This is a genomic window from Pseudomonas sp. D3-27 (assembly GCF_051132165.1).
GTDB lineage: Bacteria > Pseudomonadota > Gammaproteobacteria > Pseudomonadales > Pseudomonadaceae > Aquipseudomonas.
The window spans coordinates 2,342,133-2,361,295 of the sequence record NZ_CP071667.1; the positions used below are offsets into that span (position 1 = coordinate 2,342,133).

The window sequence follows — 19,163 nt, forward strand, 5'->3', positions numbered from 1 at the left end:
GCGTCAGCGAGCGTTGGCTTGTTGTAATGGGGTCGAGTTGTAGCGGTTTTCTATTTGTGCGATCTGGGTGAGCAGGGCCGGTACGTCGAGGATCAACGCCACGGCACCGCTGCCCAGAATGGTCGAGCCGCTGATGCCGCGCAGTGCGCCGAACAGCTTGCCCAGGGGCTTGATCACGGTCTGGAATTCACCCAACAGGTCATCCACCACCAGCCCGGCCTTGAGTTCGGCGTAGCGCACCACCACCACGTTCTGCCGGCGCGAGGCCGGACCTTCGTGATGAAAGTGATCGCGCAAGTACACCAATGGCAGCACCTCGCCCCGCAGGTCGAGGTAGCCTTGTTCGCGGCTGGCGATGCCATCGTCTTCGCTCAGCTCGATGCATTCCTGGACCATGTCCAGCGGAATGACATAGGTGGACTGGCCGATGCCGACCAGGAATCCGTTGATGATCGCCAGGGTCAGCGGCAGTCGGATGCGCACCACGGTGCCCTTGCCCGGCTGGCTGTCCAGGTCGACCGTGCCGCGCAGCAGCGTGATGTTGCGCTTGACCACGTCCATGCCCACGCCGCGCCCGGACAGGTTGGTGACGGCCTGGGCGGTGGAAAAGCCCGGTTCGAAAATAAGGTTGTAGATTTCCTGGTCGGTCAGGTTCGCGCCCGCTGCGATCAGCCCACGTTCGTGGGCTTTTTCCAGGATGCGGTCGCGGTTCAGGCCGGCGCCGTCGTCGGCGATTTCCAGCACGATGCTGCCCGAGTCGTGGTAAGCGTTGAGGCGCAAATGCCCCTTGGCCGGTTTGCCTGCCGCCAGCCGCGCCTCAGCGGTTTCGATGCCATGGTCCATGGCGTTGCGCAACAGGTGCATCAGCGGGTCGCCGATCTTTTCCACCACGGTCTTGTCCAGCTCGGTTTCCGCGCCGCTGATGATCAGGTCGATGTCTTTGTCGAGCTCCTGGCTGACATCGCGCACCACCCGACGAAAGCGGTTGAAGGTCTCGCCGATGGGGATCATGCGCAGGCGCAAGGCGCCGTCTAGAATCTCCTCCACCAGCCCGGATACCGACGAGGTGGCTTCCTGCAATGGGTCGTTCTGGCAGTTACGGGCCAACAGGCTGGCGCCGGCGCTGGCGATCACCAATTCACCGACCAGGTTGATAAGTTCGTCGAGTTTGTCGGCATTGACCCGGACGTACGCGCCGTCCTTGGTTTTACTGTCACTGACCACGGCCTGCTTGTCAGGCGCGACCTGGGCAGGCATGCGCGGGCTCTTGCGTTGGTCCGGCATCAGCTCGCCCGTGGTGACCATGGCGGTGCTTTCGTCGCTCTGTGCCTGGGATGTCGCGACCTCGCCGATGCTTGCCTGGGCCTCGACGTCTTGGGCGACGATTTCGATCGCACAGTCTTCTCGGACGAAATCGAACACTTCATTGATCGCGGTATAACCGGCGGCGGAGCGGAACGCGATGTCGAAGCCCAGGTAGCAGGATTCGGCATCCCAGGTATCGATGGCCGGCATCGCCTCGGTGAGCGTGGTGATGTCGACGATTTCACCCAGGGTCTGCAAGTAGCGCAGGAACGACAAGGGGTCCATGCCGTTGCGGAACACGTCCTGGCCGAAGCGCAGGGAGATGTGCCAGAGGCACGCTTCGGCTGAGCCGGTTGGCTCGGCTTGGGTTTCCCGATCCGGTTCGGTCGCGGTCGGGGGCGCCTGGTACTCCTGCAGGAGCTGGCACAGTTCCATTTCCCGCGCCAGGGCAGGGGCCTGCAACGTCGAGCCCTGGTTGGCGACCACGTCGATCAATTCGAGCATGTGGTCGCCGGACTTGAGCAGCACCGCGATCAAGCCAGGGTCCACCGCGACGCTGCCCTCGCGCAGGCGATCGAGCACGTCCTCGACGATGTGGGTAAAGCTGACGATCGGCTCCAGGCCGAACAGTCCAGCCGACCCTTTGATCGTATGGGCCGCTCGGAAAATCGCGCCGATGGCGTCATCGTCGCCGGGGTCGTTTTCCAACTGCAGCAACGATTCTTCCATCGCCTGCAGTTGTTCACGGGCCTCGACGATGAAGGTTTGTTGTGCCTGATCGAGATTGATGCTCACGCTCATATCCTTTGTCGTGTCCGACGTGTTGCAAAGGGACTATGCAACCAGGTTGCACAGCGCCAGTGTTTCGGTGACGGCTTTGCTTGGGTCGGCCACCGTCAGTTGGGTCCCGGCCTTGGGCGCCTCGCGCTGAACCATCAGCAGCAATTGCAGGCCGGCGCCATCCATCTCGGTGATCTGCGACAGGTCCAGCACCATGGCGGGCGTGGCCCCCAACCGTGGCAGCAATTGCGCGGCCAGGTCGGCGGCGGTGTAGATCGTCAGCTCGCCGTCGATCTGCACCTGCGCGGTGTCATTTTCTACTTCGTACAGCAGCGGCATTGAAGCCTCCAGCCATCAGGGAAGAATCAGCTTGGACACCGCCGCCAGCATCTGCGCTGGCTGGAACGGCTTGACCACCCAGGCCTTGGCGCCTGCGGCCTGGCCCTCTTGCTTCTTCGATTCCTGGGATTCGGTGGTGAGCATGATGATCGGCGTGAATTTGTAGCTGGCCAGTTTCTTGACCTCCTTGACGAAGGTGATGCCGTCCATGTTCGGCATGTTCACGTCGCTGATGATCAGGTGCACTTTCTGGCCGTTGAGCTTGCCCAGTGCATCCTTGCCATCGCTGGCCTCGATCACGTCGTAGCCGGCACTTTTCAACGCGATGCCGACGACCTGCCGAACGCTCGCGGAGTCGTCGACAACCAATACATTTTTCGCCATGAGGGGCTCCTAAAAGAAGGTTATTTCCTGTGAAGTCTGTTGCGCGGCCGAGTCGCCGTGATGGTTGCGGCGTTGCTCGTCGGTGGCGTAGGTGGTTTCCATGCGCGCCAGCCATTGGCGGGCGTCGATGGAGATGGCCTGTTCGGGCGACTGGCTGGCTTGCTGCATGTGCACATGCAGGTCCTCGATGTTGTCGCGCACGTGGCTGAGGATCTGGCTGACCCGATCCTGGAATTGCAGGCTGACCAGCACTTGGGTGAGTTCGTCTCGAATACCGAAACTCTCCCGTTGCAACATGTCGGCCGAATCGGCGAGGCGGCCGGTGACGCTCTGGAAGCGTTCGAGCACGCGTTGGATGCTGCCTTCGGACACGGCCACGGACTGGCTGTCCTGGTCGGCGCCGCTGGAAGCCGCCTGCACCAATTGGGTGATGGCGGTGTTGATGACATCGACCTTGGCCGACATCTGTTGGCCGGTCTCGCTGGACTTGCTCGACAGGGCCCGCACGGCATCTGCCACTACCGCAAAACCGCGTCCGGCTTCGCCTGCGCGGGCGGCTTCGATGGCGGCGTTGAGGGCCAGCAGGTTGGTCTGGGCGGCAATCGCAGCGACATCCGCGGCCATGGTCCGCAACTCGCCAGTGTAGGCCGTCAGGTTGCGCACTTGGGCCAAGGTTTCATCACGGCTGGCCTGGGTGCTCTTCAGCGAATCGATCACCTTCACCAGTTCGCCTTCGCTCTGCGCCAGCACCTGGACGGCACCGCCACCACCACTGCCCGCCAACTCGCCAGCGGCCAGTTGCGAGGCTTGTACGGTTTCTTCGAGACGCGAGGAAATGCCGGTGAAGCGGCTGGTCAACGAGACGATCGCGGTTTCTGTCTGCTGCCGTGAGCTTTCGACTTGCTTGGCCCAGATCGGCATCGCGCCGAGGATCACTTCGTTGAGTTGCGCGCTGCTTTTGTGAGCGCCATGGTCGGCTGCTTGCAGTTCATGATGGGCGATGGCCGCTGCGGCCACCTTGTCCAATTGCAGGCGCTGCGAGCGCGCGCCCCAGATACCGGCACCCACGCCAAGGACCAGAAGCACAGCACTGAAACCGATGTTTTGAGCGCTCGTGCCATTGAGTACCAGCAGCCCTGCGCCGGCGATGATGGCAACGATCAAGGCGTGCCAGGAGGTGTGCGTCTGGGATGTGGCAAGGGAATGGTCGTGGGAATACGACATCATGGTTCGGTCCTTGAACAGTATTGCTGACAGGATATTTGCGAATAACTGGTTATCTGCAAAGTCGACCCGGTCTTGAGGACCAGTCGTCCGGTTTTGGAAAAAAAGTGGCACATTGCTATCGCAGAATAGACGAGATCCTGGAAATGTCGAGGTGGCCTGACCTGTGGAAGAAATCACGGTGAACCTCAACAGTGTTCGTCAGATCATTCTCTGAAACACAATGAAAGGATTGAGCTAAATTACCCGCACCAGTTTTCGAACCTGCCATCGAGCCCTCATGCCCACCCAGCCTCTCTGGAAAACCTACCTGCTGTTCTTGGCCCCCATGGTCTTGTCCAATTTCCTGCAATCGATGTCCGGTACGCTCAATAGCATCTACATCGGCCAAATGCTCGGCACCCAGGCCCTGGCGGCGGTATCGGGGATGTTTCCCATCGTGTTTTTCTTCATCGCGTTGGTGATTGGCCTGGGCGCGGGGGCAGGGGTCTTGATCGGGCAGGCCTACGGCGCCGGCGAGACGGGAACCGTGAAGGCGATTGCCGGCTCGACGCTGCTGCTGGGGGCAATCATCGGACTGACGGCGGCGATCCTCGGCAGTGTTTTTGCCCGCGAGGGGCTGCAAGGCCTCGGAACGCCCGCCGACGTGCTGGAGGATGCGGTGTCGTATGCGCGGGTGATGATGTGGATCCTCCCGATGCTGCTGGTGTTTGTGCTTTTCACCCAGCTATTGCGTGGTGTCAGCGATACCGTTTCGCCGTTGCTGGCGTTGCTGGTGTCCACCAGCGTCGGGATGGCGCTGACGCCGGCGTTGATCCGTGGCTGGCTGGGGTTGCCGCAGATGGGCATCCAGAGCGCGGCGCTGGCGGGGCTGGTGGGCACCGCGTCGGCGATGGCGATGCTGGCGTGGCGCCTGAATCGACGGGCCCATGCCTTGGCGCCGGATCGGGCGCTGTTCGCGGCGATGCGCCTGGACAGGGACATCCTCGGCAAAGTGCTGCGCATCGGCCTACCCACCGGATTGCAGATGGTGGTGATCTCGCTGTCGGAGTTGGTCATCCTGGCCCTGGTCAATCGCCACGGGTCCCAAGCCACGGCCGCCTATGGCGCGGTGACGCAGATTGTCAATTACGTGCAGTTCCCGGCGCTGTCGATTGCCATCACCGCGTCGATCCTCGGCGCCCAGGCCATCGGCGCCGGACGCCTGGAACGCCTGGGGCCGATCCTGCGCACCGGGATGCTGATCAACGTCTGGTTGACCGGTGGGCTGGTGCTGCTGGGGTACCTGTTGTCCCACTGGTTGCTGGGCCTGTTCATCACCGACCCGGCGGCGCGGGTCCAGGCCGAGCACCTGTTGCACATCATGCTATGGAGCCTTTTGGTGTTCGGCTTCCAGGCCATCATCGGTGGCATCATGCGCGCCAGCGGCACGGTGCTGATGCCGGTGGCGATCTCGATTTTCTGCATCATCGGCGTGCAAGTTCCGGTCGCCTACCTGCTGGACGCACACTTCGGCCTGCAAGGGGTGTGGATGGCGTTTCCGGTGGCTTACCTGAGCATGCTGTTGCTGCAGACGCTGTATTACAAACGGGTCTGGCAGCACCAGCGGATCGAGCGGTTGGTGTAACCGGCCCGACATGGAACCCTTGGGGGGCAAGCTCGCTCCCACAGGGTTAGTCACCTTTTCCGATTTACGAGGATCCCGATGTCCGCAGAACTCCCCACCGTCGCCTACCGCGCCTTCCTCTTCGACATGGACGGCACGCTGCTCAATTCCGTCGCCGCCACCGAGCGGATCTGGACCCGCTGGGCCATGCGCCATGGCCTGGACGTGGCTAAATTCCTGCCGACTATCCATGGCGTGCGCGCCGTCGACACCGTTGCCCGCCAGAACCTGCCAGGAGTGGATGCCCAGGCCGAGGCCGCGCAGCTCACCATCGAAGAAATCGAGGACGTGGAAGGGGTGGTCGAGGTGCCCGGTGCGCTGGCCTTTCTCAAGAGCCTGCCGCCGACGCAATGGGCGATTGTCACCTCGGCGCCGATGGCCTTGGCTTTGCGTCGCATGGAAGCGGCCGGGATTCCGCGCCCCGACGTGATGGTGACCGCCGAGGACGTGAGCGCCGGCAAGCCGAATCCAGCGTGCTACCTATTGGCCGCACAACGCTTGCAAGTTGCTCCGCAGGAATGCCTGGTGTTCGAGGACGCAGAAGCCGGAATCAAGGCTGGCGAGGCGGCGGACATGGACGTAATGGTAGTGACGGCCACGCATACGCACCCGGTGGTGACGGTGCATTCGCAGATCGCGGATTACCGTGGGCTGAGCATTGTGGTGGACGATGGATTGATACGCGTCTCAAACCAACGCTAGCCCCTGTGGGAGCGAGCTCGCTCCCACATTTTTAACCTCAGCGATTTCGGGATCAGGTCACTACCCGATAGCACGGCACATACGCCGCGCCGCCCGGCAGTTTCATCCGGTGTTGCGCGACAAAGGCCTGGAGCAGGCGATCCAGCGGTTCCATGATCGCGGGATCACCATGGATCTCGTACGGGCCGTGTTCTTCGATCAGGCGGATGCCCTTGTCCTTCACGTTCCCGGCCACGATCCCCGAAAATGCCCGGCGCAGGTTGGCGGCCAGTTCGTGGGAGGGCAGGTCGCGGCTCAAGCCCAGGCTGGCCATGTTGGCGTGGGTAGGGTCGAACGGGCGTTGGAAACCTTCGTCGATTTTCAGCAGCCAGTTGAAATGAAAGGCGTCGTTGCGCTCGCGGCGGAACTGCTTCACTTCTTTGAGCCCCTGGGTCATCTGCCGCGCCACTTCGGCCGGGTCGTCGATGATGATCTGGTAGTGCTTCTGCGCGGCTTCGCCCAAGGTCGCGCCGACGAACGCGTGCAACTGCTCGAAATACGGCGTGGCGCTTTTAGGCCCGGTGAGGATCACCGGGAACGGCAGGTCCTGGTTGGCCGGGTGCATGAGAATGCCCAGCAGGTAGAGAAATTCTTCCGCCGTACCGGCGCCGCCCGGGAAGATGATGATGCCGTGGCCGACGCGCACGAAGGCTTCCAGACGCTTTTCAATATCCGGCAGGATCACCAGTTCATTGACGATCGGGTTCGGTGCCTCCGCGGCAATGATGCCCGGCTCCGTCAGGCCCAGGTAGCGGCCACCCTGGATGCGCTGCTTGGCGTGGGCGATGGTGGCGCCTTTCATCGGGCCTTTCATCACGCCGGGACCGCAGCCGGTGCAGATGTCCAGGCTGCGCAGGCCCAGTTCGTGGCCGACTTTCTTGGTGTACTTGTATTCTTCGGTGTTGATCGAGTGGCCGCCCCAGCACACGACGATTTTCGGTTCCACGCCAGGGCGCAAGGTCCGGGCGTTGCGCAGCAGGTGGAACACGTAGTCGCTGATACCCTGTGACGAGCTCAGGTCGATGCGCTGGCTGTCCAGCTCGTTCTCGGTGTAGACGATGTCGCGCAGGGCGCTGAAGAGCATTTCCCGGGTGCTGGCGATCATCTCGCCGTCGACGAACGCATCGGCCGGCGCGTTCAGCAGCTCCAGGCGTACACCACGGTCCTGTTGGTGGATGCGAATCTCGAAGTCCTTGTAGGCTTCCAGGATGGTCTTGGCGTTATCGACATGGGCGCCGGTGTTGAGAATCGCCAGGGCGCACTGGCGGAAAAGATCGTAGATGCTGCCGGAACCGGCTTCGCTCAGTTGCTGCACTTCGCGCTGGGACAAAGTCTCCAGGCTGCCCTTGGGGCTTACCGAAGCGTTGATTACATGTCTTTGAGTCATTCAGCTTTCCTTGAAAACGATGCCGCTCGCACGACGGCGGCATCTTGAAAAAAACGTCCACGCAGGAAGATCGCACGATCCTTGCGGTATCGCCATGGACTTTGATCCGGATCCATCGGGTCGGTTGCAACACAAAATGAGCCCCAGCATAGCTAAATCGACCGGGCAGGCGATAATGCGCGAGTCTTTTCACGCCATACAAGGAAATTGCGACGCGATGTTCGAGATCAAACCGTGGGACGCCGCCGACTACCGGCAACAGACCCGTCGCAGCACCCTCATCGTGGCCGTGGTGTTTCTGGCGCTGGCAATGCTGTTGTCCAGCCTGGCGGTGATGCTGTTCGGTACACCCGGGGGCGATAATTTTCGCTTCAATGTCGGCGGCGTTTTCGCTGCCGTGCTGGTGATGGTCGGGCTGATGCGCGGCTATTTCTGGTCGCAGCCGTGGATGGCCGCTGCGGTGTATGGCTGGCAGCTCAAGCGCAGCCTGATGAGCGTCACCAACGTGATGCACCAGGTAAAGGCCGGTGTGCAGGCCCGGGATCCGGCAGCGATGAAGCTACTGCGTTTCTATCACCTGGGCCTGGCCCAGATGCACCGGCTGGATGCCAATTCCAGCGACCACGCCTCGTTGGTCCGTGAGGCCGACGAGCATCTGGAAAACATGCAGGCGCTGGGCCTGGATTCAGAGCAATCACGCCTGGACCCGGCCTGGATAGACTCGGTCAAACAGGCCTACGGCGAGCGCCGCTAACGGCCGCTCATCGGTTGCCTCGGGAAAAAAATAAACCCCGGTCTTCCAATGCCTTTCTCATGAGCAGTCATGGAAAGGAGAGTCGAGATGACTGGAAAGATGGTTCATGGAACCTGGGCCCTGTTGTGTGTGGCTACAGTGGGATTGGCGGGCTGCGCGGGCGGTAACAGCCACTCACCGGTAGACGCGCCAGGCGCCGCGAAAAGCCCAACCACCGCGACGCTGGAAGCGGGGGCCGGGATCATGCAGAACAAACCCCCTTTGCAAGCGTTGGATACCTACCTGGACGGCTTTCATTTTTATAACGGCCGGATGTCCGGGCAAATGGAAGCGCACCATTACTGCACGGCACTGAACGAAGAAGTGTTCCAGTGCGCCATCTTCGATGCCAACAGCGCCAAGGCCAAATTGATGGGCGTGGAATACATCATCAGTAAGCGCCTGTTCGAAAGCTTGCCCGCCGCCGAAAAGCAGCTGTGGCACAGCCATGTGCATGAGGTGAAGTCTGGACAACTGGTCGCGCCGGGCATTCCGGAGGTGGCGGAAACCCGCTTGATGAAGAACCTGGTCAGCACTTACGGCAAGACCTGGCACACCTGGCACACCGAGCAGGGCAACGCTCTGCCTTACGGCGTTCCGCAGTTGATGATGGGGTTCACCGCCGATGGGCAGATCGATCCGCAATTGGTGCGCGAACGCGACCGCCGGATGGGCATCGACAGCGAAGCGAAGAAACACGCCCGCGAATCGATCAGCGCACCGGACATCGATCCTGGCGCAGATGCATGGCGCAAAGGGCAGGTGTGGCAGATAAAGGATCCGACGGGGCATACCCATTAAAGTCATTTGAACAAATGCTTTGTGGCGAGGAGGCTAGCTCCCGCTGGGTTGCGAAGCGGCCCAGGGCAATCCACCTGGATATATATGTTTTGTTAATACGAGTTGGGCTGCTGTGCAGCCCATCGGGAGCAAACTCCCTCGCCACGGGGGCAGGGAGTTGAAAACAAAGGTTATATACACTACGGCTGTTTGAAATGCCCGGGAACATCATGTTCCGTTTCGTTTGGCTTGGTTCTTTTCTGAACTTGAACATCGCTGATCTTGACGCTCTTTAATTCAGTAAAGGACACTCGCAAGAGTGCCTCGGCTTCTTCGGTGGTAAGCGTCTCGGTGTCGCCCGCCAATACCCGGCTATCGGGTTGGCCGTCAGCGATGAAACTGACGATGAATCGATCCTGGCTCATTCGTTACCTCGACAAGTCAAGCGCCAGGACGCAGCAGAGCTGCGCCCCAACGGTTCTCGGGTTACGACTTCCTGCCGCCGCCGTGGCTGCGTTCGCCACCTTTGCGGCCTGCTTCAGAGGCTTTTTCCCGATCATTTGCAAAATTGCCGCCGGAAGCGTGTCCGCCTTTCTTGCCGGCTTCGGATGCTTTCTCACGGTCGTTTGCGAAGTTACCTGGATTTTTGTTTCCGCTATTAGCCATTTCGAGAATCCTCATTTTGGTTAAGCGAGTAAAACGTGCCTCGCAGTATTGTGAAAGAAAACGGCGGATGGAAGTTTAGAAAAAACGTTTCGCTGGCGACGAACGGTAGTGAGTTGAAAAGTGTTGCTGAAAAAACTTATACAGCCGTTTCGCTTGAGCTTATACAACATCGAAAAGATTAATTAACAAAGCGGCGGCAAATGATATTTATTCATCGAATAACTCAGTCCTCACCGCCGCTCACTTTCCAATGCTTGGCTTCGGGTGGAAACACCACTTGTTCAACCCTGTGGGCAATGCCAAAGGCCAGTGAGTTTTCCGCCGGGATCACACGCTCCTCGGCGCACAGGCACTTGAAGATATCCAGTTGCGTGGCGGCACCGGCGGTTTCCTTGACGTAGATTTCCACATACCGCGCCACGTCGTTGTCCAGGCTGGACAGGTATTCGCGCAAGCGCGAGTGATCCACCGACTTCTGGCCGAAATACCAATTCATCGGGTGGATCAGGAAGCGCGAGTGGGGTGTGGTGGTGCGGTCGCTGGCGGCCAGGTACATGACGATGCCCATCGACTCGATGTTGCCGGCGTTCACGGCGCGCACCGGCACGGGAAGAGACTTGATGAAGGTGTAAAGGGTGAAACCGAAGTTCGTGCTACCGCCGACCGTAGAGAGGTTGAGCATCAGCGAGTCGGCGCCTTTTTCAATGGCTTCCAGGCAATTGTCCCGAAAGCGCTCGGTGGTTCCTTGATCGATCTGGCAATGGAAATGGACGATGTGTTCGGACATCTGAAACTCCTCTCGACTTACGCGTTGACGAGTCTGCGGATCAGCGGCTCTGTACAGTTGGGAGTCCGCCGGCTGTCGGATGTTCCACTTCCGTCACTCGCTTATCGAGGCCCGCAGCGCTCGATTGCTTCGGTCAACAGGCTTCGACGGCTTGGGCCATGCGCTGCAGGAACATCGTCAGCGCAGCTTCTTGGGCACTCAGGCCTTTGCGAACCCGGGGCTTGGGCAGTTCGTGCAGGACGCCGCGCATGAAACCCTCCACAACGGCGGGGTGGATATAGCATTTACGACAGACGGCGGGCGTGTTGCCCAACTGTCGGGCGACCTGCCTGACCATCTCGGCCACGTGCCGCTTGGCCTCGGTTTCGGTTTCCCACTGCAGTGTGCGCAGGCCGTCCAGCGCCGCCGCGCTGCCTGCCCAGGTGCGGTAGTCCTTGGCGGTGAAATCGGCGCCGGTGAGGGTCTTGAGGTAGGCGTTGATATCCGAAGAAGTGATGGCGTGGCGCTCGCCGTTTTCATCCAGGTACTGGAACAGGTTCTGCCCGGGCATTTCCTGGCAGCGCTTGACGATCCGCGCCAGGCGCCGGTCCTTCACGGTGATCTGGTGTTCGATGCCGCTCTTGCCCCGGAACTGGAAAGCGATGGCGCTGCCATTGACCGCGACATGCTTGTTGCGCAGGGTGGTCAGGCCGTAGGAGCGGTTGTCCCGGGCGTATTGCGTATTGCCGACGCGAATAAGGGTGACGTCGAGCAAGGTGATGACCGTCGCCATGACTTTGTCGCGGCTGAAGCCGGGGGTGGCGAGGATCTCTTCCAGGCGTTTGCGCAGCCGGGGCAGTGTGCGGCCGAACTCCAGCATGCGTGAATACTTGTCGGCATCGCGCACTTCGCGCCAGCGCGTGTGATAACGGTACTGCTTGCGCCCACGGGCATCGCGCCCGGTGGCTTGGAGGTGGCCGCGCGGGTCGCAGCAGATCCAGACGTCGGTGTAGGCCGGCGGAACGGCCAGGGAATTGATGCGTTGGATTTCGGCCGCGTCAGTGATGCGCTGGCCCGAAGGGTCGAAATAGCAGAATTTGCCTCGCAGTTTCCTGCGGGTGATGCCCGGCGCAGTGTCATCGACATAGTGCAAGTCGGCCGGGAGTGCATCGGGCAGCGGGGTGTCGGGCATGGTTGATCCTTGGCGATGAATTCAAATGGCCTGTGAACTCATTGACCTCTGCCCGTTGCGGTCGTGCCGAGATTCTCATGTCACTTGGGACGCTTGTGTGCTGGCCCTACAGGCGCGAAGGCTACGCCAACACCGCCACCGCCTTGATCTGTGCCCACACGATCTGTCCGGGATGCAGCTTCAACTGATCGCGCGAATACCGAGTGATCCGCGCCAGCAGCGGTGTGCCGGCGGCCTCCACGCGGATCAGCACATGGGCGGCATTGTCGCCGGCCAGTTCGCTGACGACCGCCACTGGCAGGCGATTGAGGATGCTGGTCTGCCCGTCGTTCGCCAGGCTCAGGCTGACGTCCCGGGCCTGGACCTTGAAGCGCAGCGGCTGCCCGACCGCCAGCGCCGTGTGGGCAACCCGCACGTTCAACTGGCTGTCGGGCAGGGTCAGGGTGAGCAACTGATAGTCCGGGTCGTAGCCGGCGACTTTTCCGTTGATTACCACGCCTGCGTCATCCCCCAACGCCAATGGCAGGTCGAGCCGGGCGAGGGTCTCGCCGATTGGCCCGCTGGCCAAGGCCCGCCCAGCGTCCAGCACCACGATATGATCGGCCAGCCGCGCCACTTCGTCCTGGGAATGGCTGACGTACAGCACCGGGATATCCAGCTCATCGTGGAGCCGTTGCAGGTAAGGCAGGATCTCGTTTTTGCGGCGTGTATCGAGGGCGGCCAGAGGCTCGTCCATCAGCAGCAGGCGCGGGCTGGTCAGCAAGGCGCGGGCGATGCCGACGCGCTGGCGTTCGCCACCGGAAAGGTTGTGGGGTTGCCTGTCGAGGAGATGGCCGATGCCGAGCAGTTCCGTCGCGTGGTTGATGTCCACGCGCCGTTGCGCCGCGGCAACGCGCTTGAGGCCGAACAGAAGATTGTCGCGCACCGACAAGTGATCGAACAGGCTCGCCTCCTGGAAAACATACCCCAGCGCTCGCTTGTGAGGCGGGACGAACACCTCATGCTCACTGTCTTGCCAGACCTCGCCATTGACCTCGACGAAACCCCGCGTCGGTCGGTCCAGCCCGGCCATGCAGCGCAGGCAGGTGGTCTTGCCGGATCCGGACTCGCCGTACAGCGCCGTCACCCCACGGCCGGGCAATTGCAGGTCCAGGTCCAGGGAAAAATCGCCACGGTCGAGTTGAAACCTTGCCTCGATCATCGATCAGCTCCAACCGGCGCGAGTTCGGCGGCTAGAGTACAGCGCCAGCAGCACCAGGAAAGAAAACACCAGCATCGCCGCCGCCAGCCAATGGGCCTGGCTGTACTCAAGGGCTTCGACGTGGTCGTAGATTTGCACCGACACCACCCGGGTCTTCTCGGGGATGTTGCCGCCGATCATCAACACCACGCCAAACTCACCCACCGTGTGGGCGAAGCCGAGGATTGCGGCGGTGATGAAACCCGGTCGGGCCAAAGGCAGGATGACGCTGAAAAAGGTATCCCACGGCCCGGCCCGCAGGGTGGCGGCGACTTCCAAAGGACGACTGCCGATAGCGGAAAAGGCGTTTTGCAGCGGCTGCACCACGAAGGGCATTGAGTAGATCACCGAGCCAATCACCAGTCCGGTAAAGCTGAAGGTGAGGGTGCCCAGCCCGAGGGCTTGGGTGAATTGGCCGATCCAGCCGTTGGGTCCCAGCGCCAGCAGCAGATAGAAGCCAATCACGGTAGGCGGCAGTACCAGCGGCAGGGCGACCACCGCACCCACCGGACCGCGAAGCCGCGATTGGGTGCGCGACAGCCACAGGGCGATGGGCGTGCCGATGAAAAGCAGGATCACCGTGGTCAGCGACGCCAGTTTCAGGGTCAGCCAGATGGCGGCGTAATCGGCGTCGGTCAGTGGCATCAGCGTTGGTAACCGTAGGCCTGGATGATGGCGGCGGCTTTCGGGCCCTTCAGATAGCTCATCAATGCCTGGGCGGCGGGGTTGCCCCGTCCCTTTGCCAGGATCACCGCGTCCTGCTTGATCGGATCATGCAGTTCGCCCGGGACAACCCACGCGGAACCGCTTGTCAGCTTGCCGTCCTTGAACACCTGGGACAGGGCCACGAAACCCAGTTCGGCATTGCCAGTGGAAACGAACTGATAGGCCTGGGTGATGTTCTGGCCCTCGACGATCTTGCCCTTGGCCTGATGGGTGAGCCCCAGCTTTTCCAGCACCTGTGTGGCGGCCAGGCCATACGGCGCGGTTTTCGGATTGGCAATGGACAGGTGTTGGAAGGCATTGTCCCGCAGGACTTGCCCCTTGGCGTCGACGTAATCGGTCTTGGCCGACCACAACGCCAACGTACCGATGGCGTAGGTAAAGCGCGAGCCCTGCACGGTGTCGCCTTCGCTGTCCAGCCTCGCCGGCGTGGTGTCGTCGGCAGCCAGGAACACCTCGAATGGCGCGCCGTTCTTGATCTGGGTATAGAACTGCCCGGTCGCGCCGTAGGCGGCAATCAGTTTATGCCCGGTGTCCTTCTCGAAGCTGGCGGCGATGGCCTGGATCGGGGCGGTGAAGTTGGACGCGACGGCGACTTGCACTTCATCGGCTTGGGCGGCGTTGATACAAAAGCAAGTAGCAAGCAGCAGGACGAGCGGGGTCAGGCGCATGGGCAGGGTTCCGTGGAAATGGTTTCGCTATATAGCGGAATATATAGCGAAAGGCTGACAAACGGAACGTGGCTTTTTGTCAGAAGTCAGCGGTGGCAGGGCTGCCGTCATCGCGAGCAAGCTCGCTCCCACAGGATTTCGGGATGAATGCATGATTGATATTCACACTGAACCCCTGTGGGAGCGAGCTTGCTCGCGATAGCGTCCGGTCAAGCGCCGGAGACTGTCAGGCTAGCGCTCAGCCCTTGAACCGAGCCAGAGCCTCCTCAGCCAGGCGCCGCGTCAGCTCGCCACTGGGCAGCTCCCGCCCCAGGGGAAACGCCTGGCCGGCCCAAAGGTTGGCGAAGTCGGCTTCATCCTTCGCGCGAAGGGGCATCAACGCGCCGCCCGCCAGCGGAAATGCTGGCGCCAGTGGGCTCATCGGGCCGACCTCGCGCATCACCCGGTTGACGATCCCTCGGGCCGGCCGACCGGTGAACAGGTTGGTGATTGCAGTCTGGCTTTCCTTGGCCGTGCGTAACGCCCGGTGATGGGAAGGCGTGATCTTCGCTTCCGGGGTAAACAGGTAGGCGCTGCCCAGCTGCACCGCCGACGCACCCAGGGCAAATGCGGCGACGATGCCCCGCGCATCGCCGATACCGCCGGCGGCGATCACCGGCACGGTCACCGCGTCCACGACTTGCGGCAGCAAGGCGAACAGGCCCACCTGAGTATCGAGGTCGTCGCTGAGGAACATCCCTCGATGACCGCCGGCTTCATAACCCATGGCAATGATCGCGTCGCAGCCGTGTCGCTCGAGCCAGATCGCTTCTTCCACGGTGGTGGCCGAAGAGAGGACTTTCGCCCCGGTGGCCTTGACCCGATCGAGCAACGATTTTTCCGGCAGGCCGAAGTGGAAGCTGACCACCTTGGGTCGCATCTCTTCCAACACCCGGCAGGCCGTATCGTCGAACGGCGTGCGATTGGATACGGGCGTCGGCGCGTCGAAATCCACCCCCAGCTCTTCGTAATAAGGCTTGAGGCGCTGTTTCCAGGCCTCGGCCCGTTGTTCGTCGAAAGCGGGCGGCTGATGACTGAAAAAATTGACGTTGAACGGCTTGTCGGTCTGCTCGGCGATGGTCGTCAGTGCCTGGCGCAGTTGCTCCACGTCGAGCATCGCCGCGGGCATCGAGCCCAGTCCGCCGGCATTGCAAGTGGCGACCACCATCGCCGGACCGGTCACCCCGGCCAGCGGCCCCTGGATGATGGGATGCTCGATGCCGAGCAGGTCAAGAATGCGGGTGTCTGGCCACTGACTCATGTTCGGGTGTCTCCGACGGCAGAAGGAAACGGTGTTTTTAGCAGGTGTGACCCGGCCAGGGCCAGTCGAGTTTTTCAATCGCTGCCCGGGTTTGATACCAACGGCGGGATGGGTACCATGGGACACCACTTATCAAGGAGCCGAACCCATGGACGTGAAACTCAAGACCGTCGAACCTTTCACGGTCGCCGGTTTGCAGGTACGCACCCGCAACGCCGAGGAGCAACAGGGCGATACGGCGAGAATCGGCCCGATGTGGCAGCAATTCTTCACCGAAGGGTTGTTCGAGCGAGTTCCGGCGCGGCAGTCGGAGTCGTTCGTCTACGGGGTGTACTCCGGCTACGAGTCCGATGCCACCAGCTACTTCAATGTGACGGCGGGCGTACAGGTCGACGCCACGAGTGCAGGCTACCCCGCCGTGGAAGTCGAGGGCGGGGATTACCTGGTGTTCTCGGCCAAGGGCGAAATGCCCGATTGCGTGATCCAGACCTGGGGGCTGATCTGGGCGTACTTCGCCGACAATCCGCAGGCCGTGCGCCGGTTCAGCACCGATTTCGAGGTCTATAACGCACCCGACTCGGTGGCGATCTATATCGGTGTTCAATCCTCGGGCGAGCGTTCCAGCGCCAACAGCTGACGCTTGCGCTCAACGCCCCAGCGGTAGCCCGACAGGTTGCCGTCGCTGCGCACCACTCGATGGCAGGGGATCGCCACGGCGAGGCTATTGGCGCCGCAGGCCTGGGCCACCGCGCGCACCGCTTTGGGCATGCCGATGCGCTGGGCGATTTCGGCATAGCTGGCGGTGCTGCCGGGCGCGATCTCTCGCAGGGCTTGCCAGACCCGTTCCTGGAACGCCGTGCCACGCAAGTCCAGTGGCAGGTCCAGGCCCAGCGCCGGTGCCTCGATGAAGCCCACCACTTGGGCAATCAGTTGCTCGAATTCCCGGTCGGCACCGATGAGGTTGGCGCGGCGGAACTTGTCTTGCAGGTCACGCAGCAGCGCATCCGGGTCGTCCCCCAGCAGGATCGCGCACACGCCACGCTCGCTTTGCGCCACCAGGATCGCTCCCAGGGAACACTGGCCGAGGGCGAAGCGAATATCGGTGTTCAGCCCGGCGGCGCGATACTCGCCAGGTTTCATACCCAGGACTTTGTCGGCGGCTTCATAGAAGCGGCTGTTGGAACCGAAGCCTGCGTCGTAAAGCGCTTCGGTCACCGTTCCGGCGTCGGCCAGGCGTTCGCGCACTTTGCGCGAGCGATGGGCGGCGCCGTAGGCCTTGGGGGTCAGGCCGGTGATCGACTTGAAGACGCGATGAAAATGGAAGGGACTCAGGCCGGCGCTTTGTGCCAGTTCAGTCAAGCCTGGCAGTTGCTCGGCCGCCTCGATCTGCCGGCAGGCCGCCGCCACCCGCGCCGCTTGTTGCGCGGCGATCTGGGTCTGGTCCCTGGCCATCCGTTTGCTGGGACGATAACCGGCTGCCTGGGCCTGTTCCGGCGTGTCGAAGAATTCGACATTGCGCGGGTTGGGCAGGCGCGACAGGCTGCTGGGGTGGCAATAGATGCCGGTGGTCTTCACGCCGTAGACAAAGGTGCCATCGGCGCGCGGATCCCGGGCGAGTACGGCGGCCCAGCGAGGGTCCTGATCAGGGGCGAGCGTACTTGAAGTGCTGTTCATGGTCGTGATTCCTTTGGCCCGTTTTGGCTAGATTACTGAGCCATCCAGGTGACGACACTCCGGGTCTTGCGGTTGAATTCTGCATTGTTATCCGGCCATGCGGAACGTCATGTTGATGCGTTGGGCGCCCAGACGTGTATGTTGTCCCGGCTTGAGCGGCAGCACGCCGTGGTAGCGCAACCGATCCACGCCGCCCCAGATTGCGATGTCGCCATGAAACAACGGAATGCGCTGGCTTTTGTCGCTGCGCTCGAATCCACCAAACTGGAATGTCGCCGGCAGGCCAAGGGAAAGCGAGACGACGGGGGCCGTCAGGGAGCGCTCGTTCTTGTCCTGGTGCAGCGACATCCGCGCGCCGGGCACGTAGCGGTTGATCAGGCAGGCATCGGGCTCGAAGTGCTCGAAGCCCGCTTGCCGGGCGGCGGCCTGGGCCAGCTCGCGAAACACTGGCGGCATGGCGGGCCAGGGATCGCCTGTCTGTGGATCATGGGCGGTGTAGCGATAGCCGCTGCGGTCGGTGGTCCAGCCGAGTGCGCCGCAACTGGTCAGGGCGACCGACATGGTAAAGCCACCGGGCGTGACCATCTGCCGGAACGGTGCGGCCTGCAAGACTGTTTCCAGCGCTGGCAACAAACGGTCGAGCCAGGGCAGGGCAAACCCGCGTAGCACGAAGGATTGCTGGCCGATCTGTTCGACCTGGCCAGGCGTGGTGAGCGCCTGGTCGGCGAACAGGTCGAGAGTGACGGGGGTGTCGTCATTGCGCATCATGAAAAATGATCCCGAGTGTATGCCGGCGACCGCTGTGTACACGGCTGACGCCATGGCGCAAGTTAACCCGATAATACCCGCGAACGCCTTTGACCGGCCGCTGGTGTACGGCGAACACCACGGCGTCGCCTCGTTTCAAGTCGATGACTTGGGGGCGTGACTGCATGCGCGGGCGTTGCTCGGTGAGGACGAACTCGCCCCCGGTAAAGTCGTCTCCCGGTTCCGACAGCAGGATGGCTACCTGTAGCGGGAACACCTGTTCGCCATAAAGGTCCTGGTGCAGGCAGTTGTAATCCTGCGGGCCGTATTGGAGGAGCAACGGTGTGGGACGCTGCTGCCCGGCGGCATGGCAACGGCGGATGAAATCCGTGTGCTTGTCGGGGTATCGCGTTTCCAGGCCCATGCAATCGTTCCAGCGATTAGCCACTGGGACCAGCATCGGATAGAGCGACTGGCGCAAATGCTGGACGATCTCAGGCAGCGGATAAGCGAAATACTGGTACTCACCGCGTCCGAATCCGTGGCGCCCCATTATTACCCGCGAACGAAAAACCCCGGCGTCCTCATACAAACCGCTCAACTGCCGGCATTGTACGGTCGGCAGCAGGTTGCGAATGATCGCGCAGCCGTCCTCATTGAGGCTATCCACCATGGTGGGCCAATCGAGGTGGGGGAGGGGTTGGGTCAATAGAGGCGTTGAGGACATGATTGCAATCCTAGATAAAAGGACTGTTCAGCCTGAAGAGTACAGCGCTGCCGGGCAC

The 19,163-nt window shown here is 61.8% G+C and carries 21 protein-coding genes; 5 read left to right on the forward strand and 16 right to left on the reverse strand.

Annotation, left to right across the window (positions count from 1 at the left end):
• Positions 1-3: 3 nt before the first annotated feature.
• From J3P92_RS10885 to J3P92_RS10900, 4 genes are read right to left on the reverse strand one after another with little or no spacing between them, the layout of a single operon-like run.
• The gene (locus tag J3P92_RS10885; protein ID WP_434650746.1) at positions 4-2,100 is read right to left on the reverse strand and encodes a chemotaxis protein CheA; all 2,097 of its coding nucleotides are present in this window, start codon (positions 2,098-2,100) and stop codon (positions 4-6) included.
• A 39-nt stretch (positions 2,101-2,139) separates the two neighbouring features.
• Positions 2,140-2,424: an STAS domain-containing protein gene (locus J3P92_RS10890; protein ID WP_420767695.1), complete on the reverse strand. Its 285-nt coding sequence runs from the start codon at positions 2,422-2,424 to the stop codon at positions 2,140-2,142.
• 15 nt (positions 2,425-2,439) lie between these two features.
• Positions 2,440-2,808 (reverse strand): response regulator, encoded by a 369-nt coding sequence (locus tag J3P92_RS10895; protein ID WP_003180343.1) that lies wholly within the window; start codon positions 2,806-2,808, stop codon positions 2,440-2,442.
• Positions 2,809-2,817: 9 nt separating this feature from the next.
• Positions 2,818-4,035, reverse strand: coding sequence for a methyl-accepting chemotaxis protein (locus J3P92_RS10900; protein WP_434610947.1), 1,218 nt, complete (start codon positions 4,033-4,035; stop codon positions 2,818-2,820).
• Between the two features lie 277 nt (positions 4,036-4,312).
• On the opposite strand from J3P92_RS10900, the gene J3P92_RS10905 reads away from it, so the two are divergent.
• The gene (locus J3P92_RS10905; RefSeq protein WP_434563601.1) at positions 4,313-5,659 is read left to right on the forward strand and encodes an MATE family efflux transporter; all 1,347 of its coding nucleotides are present in this window, start codon (positions 4,313-4,315) and stop codon (positions 5,657-5,659) included.
• 78 nt (positions 5,660-5,737) lie between these two features.
• Positions 5,738-6,400: an HAD family hydrolase gene (locus tag J3P92_RS10910; protein WP_434650748.1), complete on the forward strand. Its 663-nt coding sequence runs from the start codon at positions 5,738-5,740 to the stop codon at positions 6,398-6,400.
• Between the two features lie 52 nt (positions 6,401-6,452).
• On the opposite strand, the gene ppnN is transcribed toward J3P92_RS10910, so the two are convergent.
• Positions 6,453-7,826, reverse strand: coding sequence for a nucleotide 5'-monophosphate nucleosidase PpnN (gene ppnN / locus J3P92_RS10915; protein WP_420767699.1), 1,374 nt, complete (start codon positions 7,824-7,826; stop codon positions 6,453-6,455).
• A gap of 217 nt (positions 7,827-8,043) precedes the next feature.
• On the opposite strand from ppnN, the gene J3P92_RS10920 reads away from it, so the two are divergent.
• Together J3P92_RS10920 and J3P92_RS10925 are read left to right on the forward strand one after the other, a co-directional pair.
• Positions 8,044-8,580 (forward strand): DUF3087 family protein, encoded by a 537-nt coding sequence (locus J3P92_RS10920; protein WP_434610951.1) that lies wholly within the window; start codon positions 8,044-8,046, stop codon positions 8,578-8,580.
• 87 nt (positions 8,581-8,667) lie between these two features.
• The gene (locus tag J3P92_RS10925; protein WP_434563607.1) at positions 8,668-9,420 is read left to right on the forward strand and encodes an OBAP family protein; all 753 of its coding nucleotides are present in this window, start codon (positions 8,668-8,670) and stop codon (positions 9,418-9,420) included.
• A 179-nt stretch (positions 9,421-9,599) separates the two neighbouring features.
• On the opposite strand, the gene J3P92_RS10930 is transcribed toward J3P92_RS10925, so the two are convergent.
• The 8 genes from J3P92_RS10930 to J3P92_RS10965 form a co-directional block, all read right to left on the reverse strand.
• Entirely contained in the window at positions 9,600-9,824 is a 225-nt protein-coding gene (locus J3P92_RS10930; protein WP_420767702.1) for a hypothetical protein, read from the reverse strand.
• A 61-nt stretch (positions 9,825-9,885) separates the two neighbouring features.
• Entirely contained in the window at positions 9,886-10,065 is a 180-nt protein-coding gene (locus J3P92_RS10935; RefSeq protein ID WP_003182983.1) for a general stress protein, read from the reverse strand.
• A 223-nt stretch (positions 10,066-10,288) separates the two neighbouring features.
• The gene (locus J3P92_RS10940) at positions 10,289-10,852 is read right to left on the reverse strand and encodes an ATP-dependent Clp protease proteolytic subunit (protein ID WP_030142235.1); all 564 of its coding nucleotides are present in this window, start codon (positions 10,850-10,852) and stop codon (positions 10,289-10,291) included.
• Positions 10,853-10,985: 133 nt separating this feature from the next.
• The gene (locus J3P92_RS10945; protein WP_434563609.1) at positions 10,986-12,023 is read right to left on the reverse strand and encodes a DNA topoisomerase IB; all 1,038 of its coding nucleotides are present in this window, start codon (positions 12,021-12,023) and stop codon (positions 10,986-10,988) included.
• Positions 12,024-12,144: 121 nt separating this feature from the next.
• The gene (gene modC / locus J3P92_RS10950; RefSeq protein WP_434650750.1) at positions 12,145-13,224 is read right to left on the reverse strand and encodes a molybdenum ABC transporter ATP-binding protein; all 1,080 of its coding nucleotides are present in this window, start codon (positions 13,222-13,224) and stop codon (positions 12,145-12,147) included.
• Positions 13,225-13,227: 3 nt separating this feature from the next.
• Positions 13,228-13,908: a molybdate ABC transporter permease subunit gene (gene modB, locus J3P92_RS10955; RefSeq protein WP_420767705.1), complete on the reverse strand. Its 681-nt coding sequence runs from the start codon at positions 13,906-13,908 to the stop codon at positions 13,228-13,230.
• The gene (gene modA, locus J3P92_RS10960) at positions 13,908-14,657 is read right to left on the reverse strand and encodes a molybdate ABC transporter substrate-binding protein (protein ID WP_434610957.1); all 750 of its coding nucleotides are present in this window, start codon (positions 14,655-14,657) and stop codon (positions 13,908-13,910) included. Before modA ends, modB begins: the two co-directional genes overlap by 1 nt.
• Before the next feature lie 238 nt (positions 14,658-14,895).
• Complete coding sequence (locus tag J3P92_RS10965) at positions 14,896-15,957, reverse strand: NAD(P)H-dependent flavin oxidoreductase (RefSeq protein ID WP_434650752.1); 1,062 nt, start codon at positions 15,955-15,957, stop codon at positions 14,896-14,898.
• Between the two features lie 148 nt (positions 15,958-16,105).
• Between J3P92_RS10965 and J3P92_RS10970 the strand changes: the two genes are divergently transcribed.
• Positions 16,106-16,594 carry a GyrI-like domain-containing protein gene (locus J3P92_RS10970; RefSeq protein ID WP_434650754.1) on the forward strand — a complete coding sequence of 163 codons (489 nt, stop codon included), beginning with the start codon at positions 16,106-16,108 and terminating at the stop codon, positions 16,592-16,594.
• Here J3P92_RS10970 and ada read toward each other — a convergent pair.
• From ada to J3P92_RS10985, 3 genes are all read right to left on the reverse strand, one after another.
• Complete coding sequence (gene ada / locus J3P92_RS10975; RefSeq protein WP_434610964.1) at positions 16,558-17,631, reverse strand: bifunctional DNA-binding transcriptional regulator/O6-methylguanine-DNA methyltransferase Ada; 1,074 nt, start codon at positions 17,629-17,631, stop codon at positions 16,558-16,560. The genes J3P92_RS10970 and ada overlap by 37 nt on opposite strands.
• Before the next feature lie 87 nt (positions 17,632-17,718).
• Positions 17,719-18,396: a DNA oxidative demethylase AlkB gene (alkB, locus tag J3P92_RS10980; protein WP_434651116.1), complete on the reverse strand. Its 678-nt coding sequence runs from the start codon at positions 18,394-18,396 to the stop codon at positions 17,719-17,721.
• Positions 18,386-19,105, reverse strand: a complete 720-nt coding sequence (locus J3P92_RS10985) for a 2OG-Fe(II) oxygenase (protein ID WP_434650756.1) — start codon at positions 19,103-19,105, stop codon at positions 18,386-18,388. The genes alkB and J3P92_RS10985 overlap by 11 nt, the downstream gene beginning before the upstream one ends.
• Positions 19,106-19,163: the final 58 nt, after the last annotated feature.

Excerpts from the sequence above, each read along its gene's own strand:
- J3P92_RS10890 (WP_420767695.1), bottom strand. The coding sequence starts at position 2,424 with ATGCCGCTGCTGTACGAAGTAGAAAATGACACCGCGCAGGTGCAGATC.
- J3P92_RS10925 (WP_434563607.1), top strand. The coding sequence starts at position 8,668 with ATGACTGGAAAGATGGTTCATGGAACCTGGGCCCTGTTGTGTGTGGCT.
- J3P92_RS10905 (WP_434563601.1), top strand. The coding sequence starts at position 4,313 with ATGCCCACCCAGCCTCTCTGGAAAACCTACCTGCTGTTCTTGGCCCCC.
- ada (WP_434610964.1), bottom strand. The coding sequence starts at position 17,631 with ATGAACAGCACTTCAAGTACGCTCGCCCCTGATCAGGACCCTCGCTGG.
- modC (WP_434650750.1), bottom strand. The coding sequence starts at position 13,224 with ATGATCGAGGCAAGGTTTCAACTCGACCGTGGCGATTTTTCCCTGGAC.
- J3P92_RS10935 (WP_003182983.1), bottom strand. The coding sequence starts at position 10,065 with ATGGCTAATAGCGGAAACAAAAATCCAGGTAACTTCGCAAACGACCGT.
- J3P92_RS10920 (WP_434610951.1), top strand. The coding sequence starts at position 8,044 with ATGTTCGAGATCAAACCGTGGGACGCCGCCGACTACCGGCAACAGACC.
- J3P92_RS10985 (WP_434650756.1), bottom strand. The coding sequence starts at position 19,105 with ATGTCCTCAACGCCTCTATTGACCCAACCCCTCCCCCACCTCGATTGG.
- J3P92_RS10940 (WP_030142235.1), bottom strand. The coding sequence starts at position 10,852 with ATGTCCGAACACATCGTCCATTTCCATTGCCAGATCGATCAAGGAACC.
- J3P92_RS10900 (WP_434610947.1), bottom strand. The coding sequence starts at position 4,035 with ATGATGTCGTATTCCCACGACCATTCCCTTGCCACATCCCAGACGCAC.
- J3P92_RS10970 (WP_434650754.1), top strand. The coding sequence starts at position 16,106 with ATGGACGTGAAACTCAAGACCGTCGAACCTTTCACGGTCGCCGGTTTG.
- J3P92_RS10930 (WP_420767702.1), bottom strand. The coding sequence starts at position 9,824 with ATGAGCCAGGATCGATTCATCGTCAGTTTCATCGCTGACGGCCAACCC.
- J3P92_RS10965 (WP_434650752.1), bottom strand. The coding sequence starts at position 15,957 with ATGAGTCAGTGGCCAGACACCCGCATTCTTGACCTGCTCGGCATCGAG.
- modB (WP_420767705.1), bottom strand. The coding sequence starts at position 13,908 with ATGCCACTGACCGACGCCGATTACGCCGCCATCTGGCTGACCCTGAAA.
- modA (WP_434610957.1), bottom strand. The coding sequence starts at position 14,657 with ATGCGCCTGACCCCGCTCGTCCTGCTGCTTGCTACTTGCTTTTGTATC.
- J3P92_RS10895 (WP_003180343.1), bottom strand. The coding sequence starts at position 2,808 with ATGGCGAAAAATGTATTGGTTGTCGACGACTCCGCGAGCGTTCGGCAG.
- J3P92_RS10945 (WP_434563609.1), bottom strand. The coding sequence starts at position 12,023 with ATGCCCGACACCCCGCTGCCCGATGCACTCCCGGCCGACTTGCACTAT.
- J3P92_RS10910 (WP_434650748.1), top strand. The coding sequence starts at position 5,738 with ATGTCCGCAGAACTCCCCACCGTCGCCTACCGCGCCTTCCTCTTCGAC.
- ppnN (WP_420767699.1), bottom strand. The coding sequence starts at position 7,826 with ATGACTCAAAGACATGTAATCAACGCTTCGGTAAGCCCCAAGGGCAGC.
- alkB (WP_434651116.1), bottom strand. The coding sequence starts at position 18,396 with ATGCGCAATGACGACACCCCCGTCACTCTCGACCTGTTCGCCGACCAG.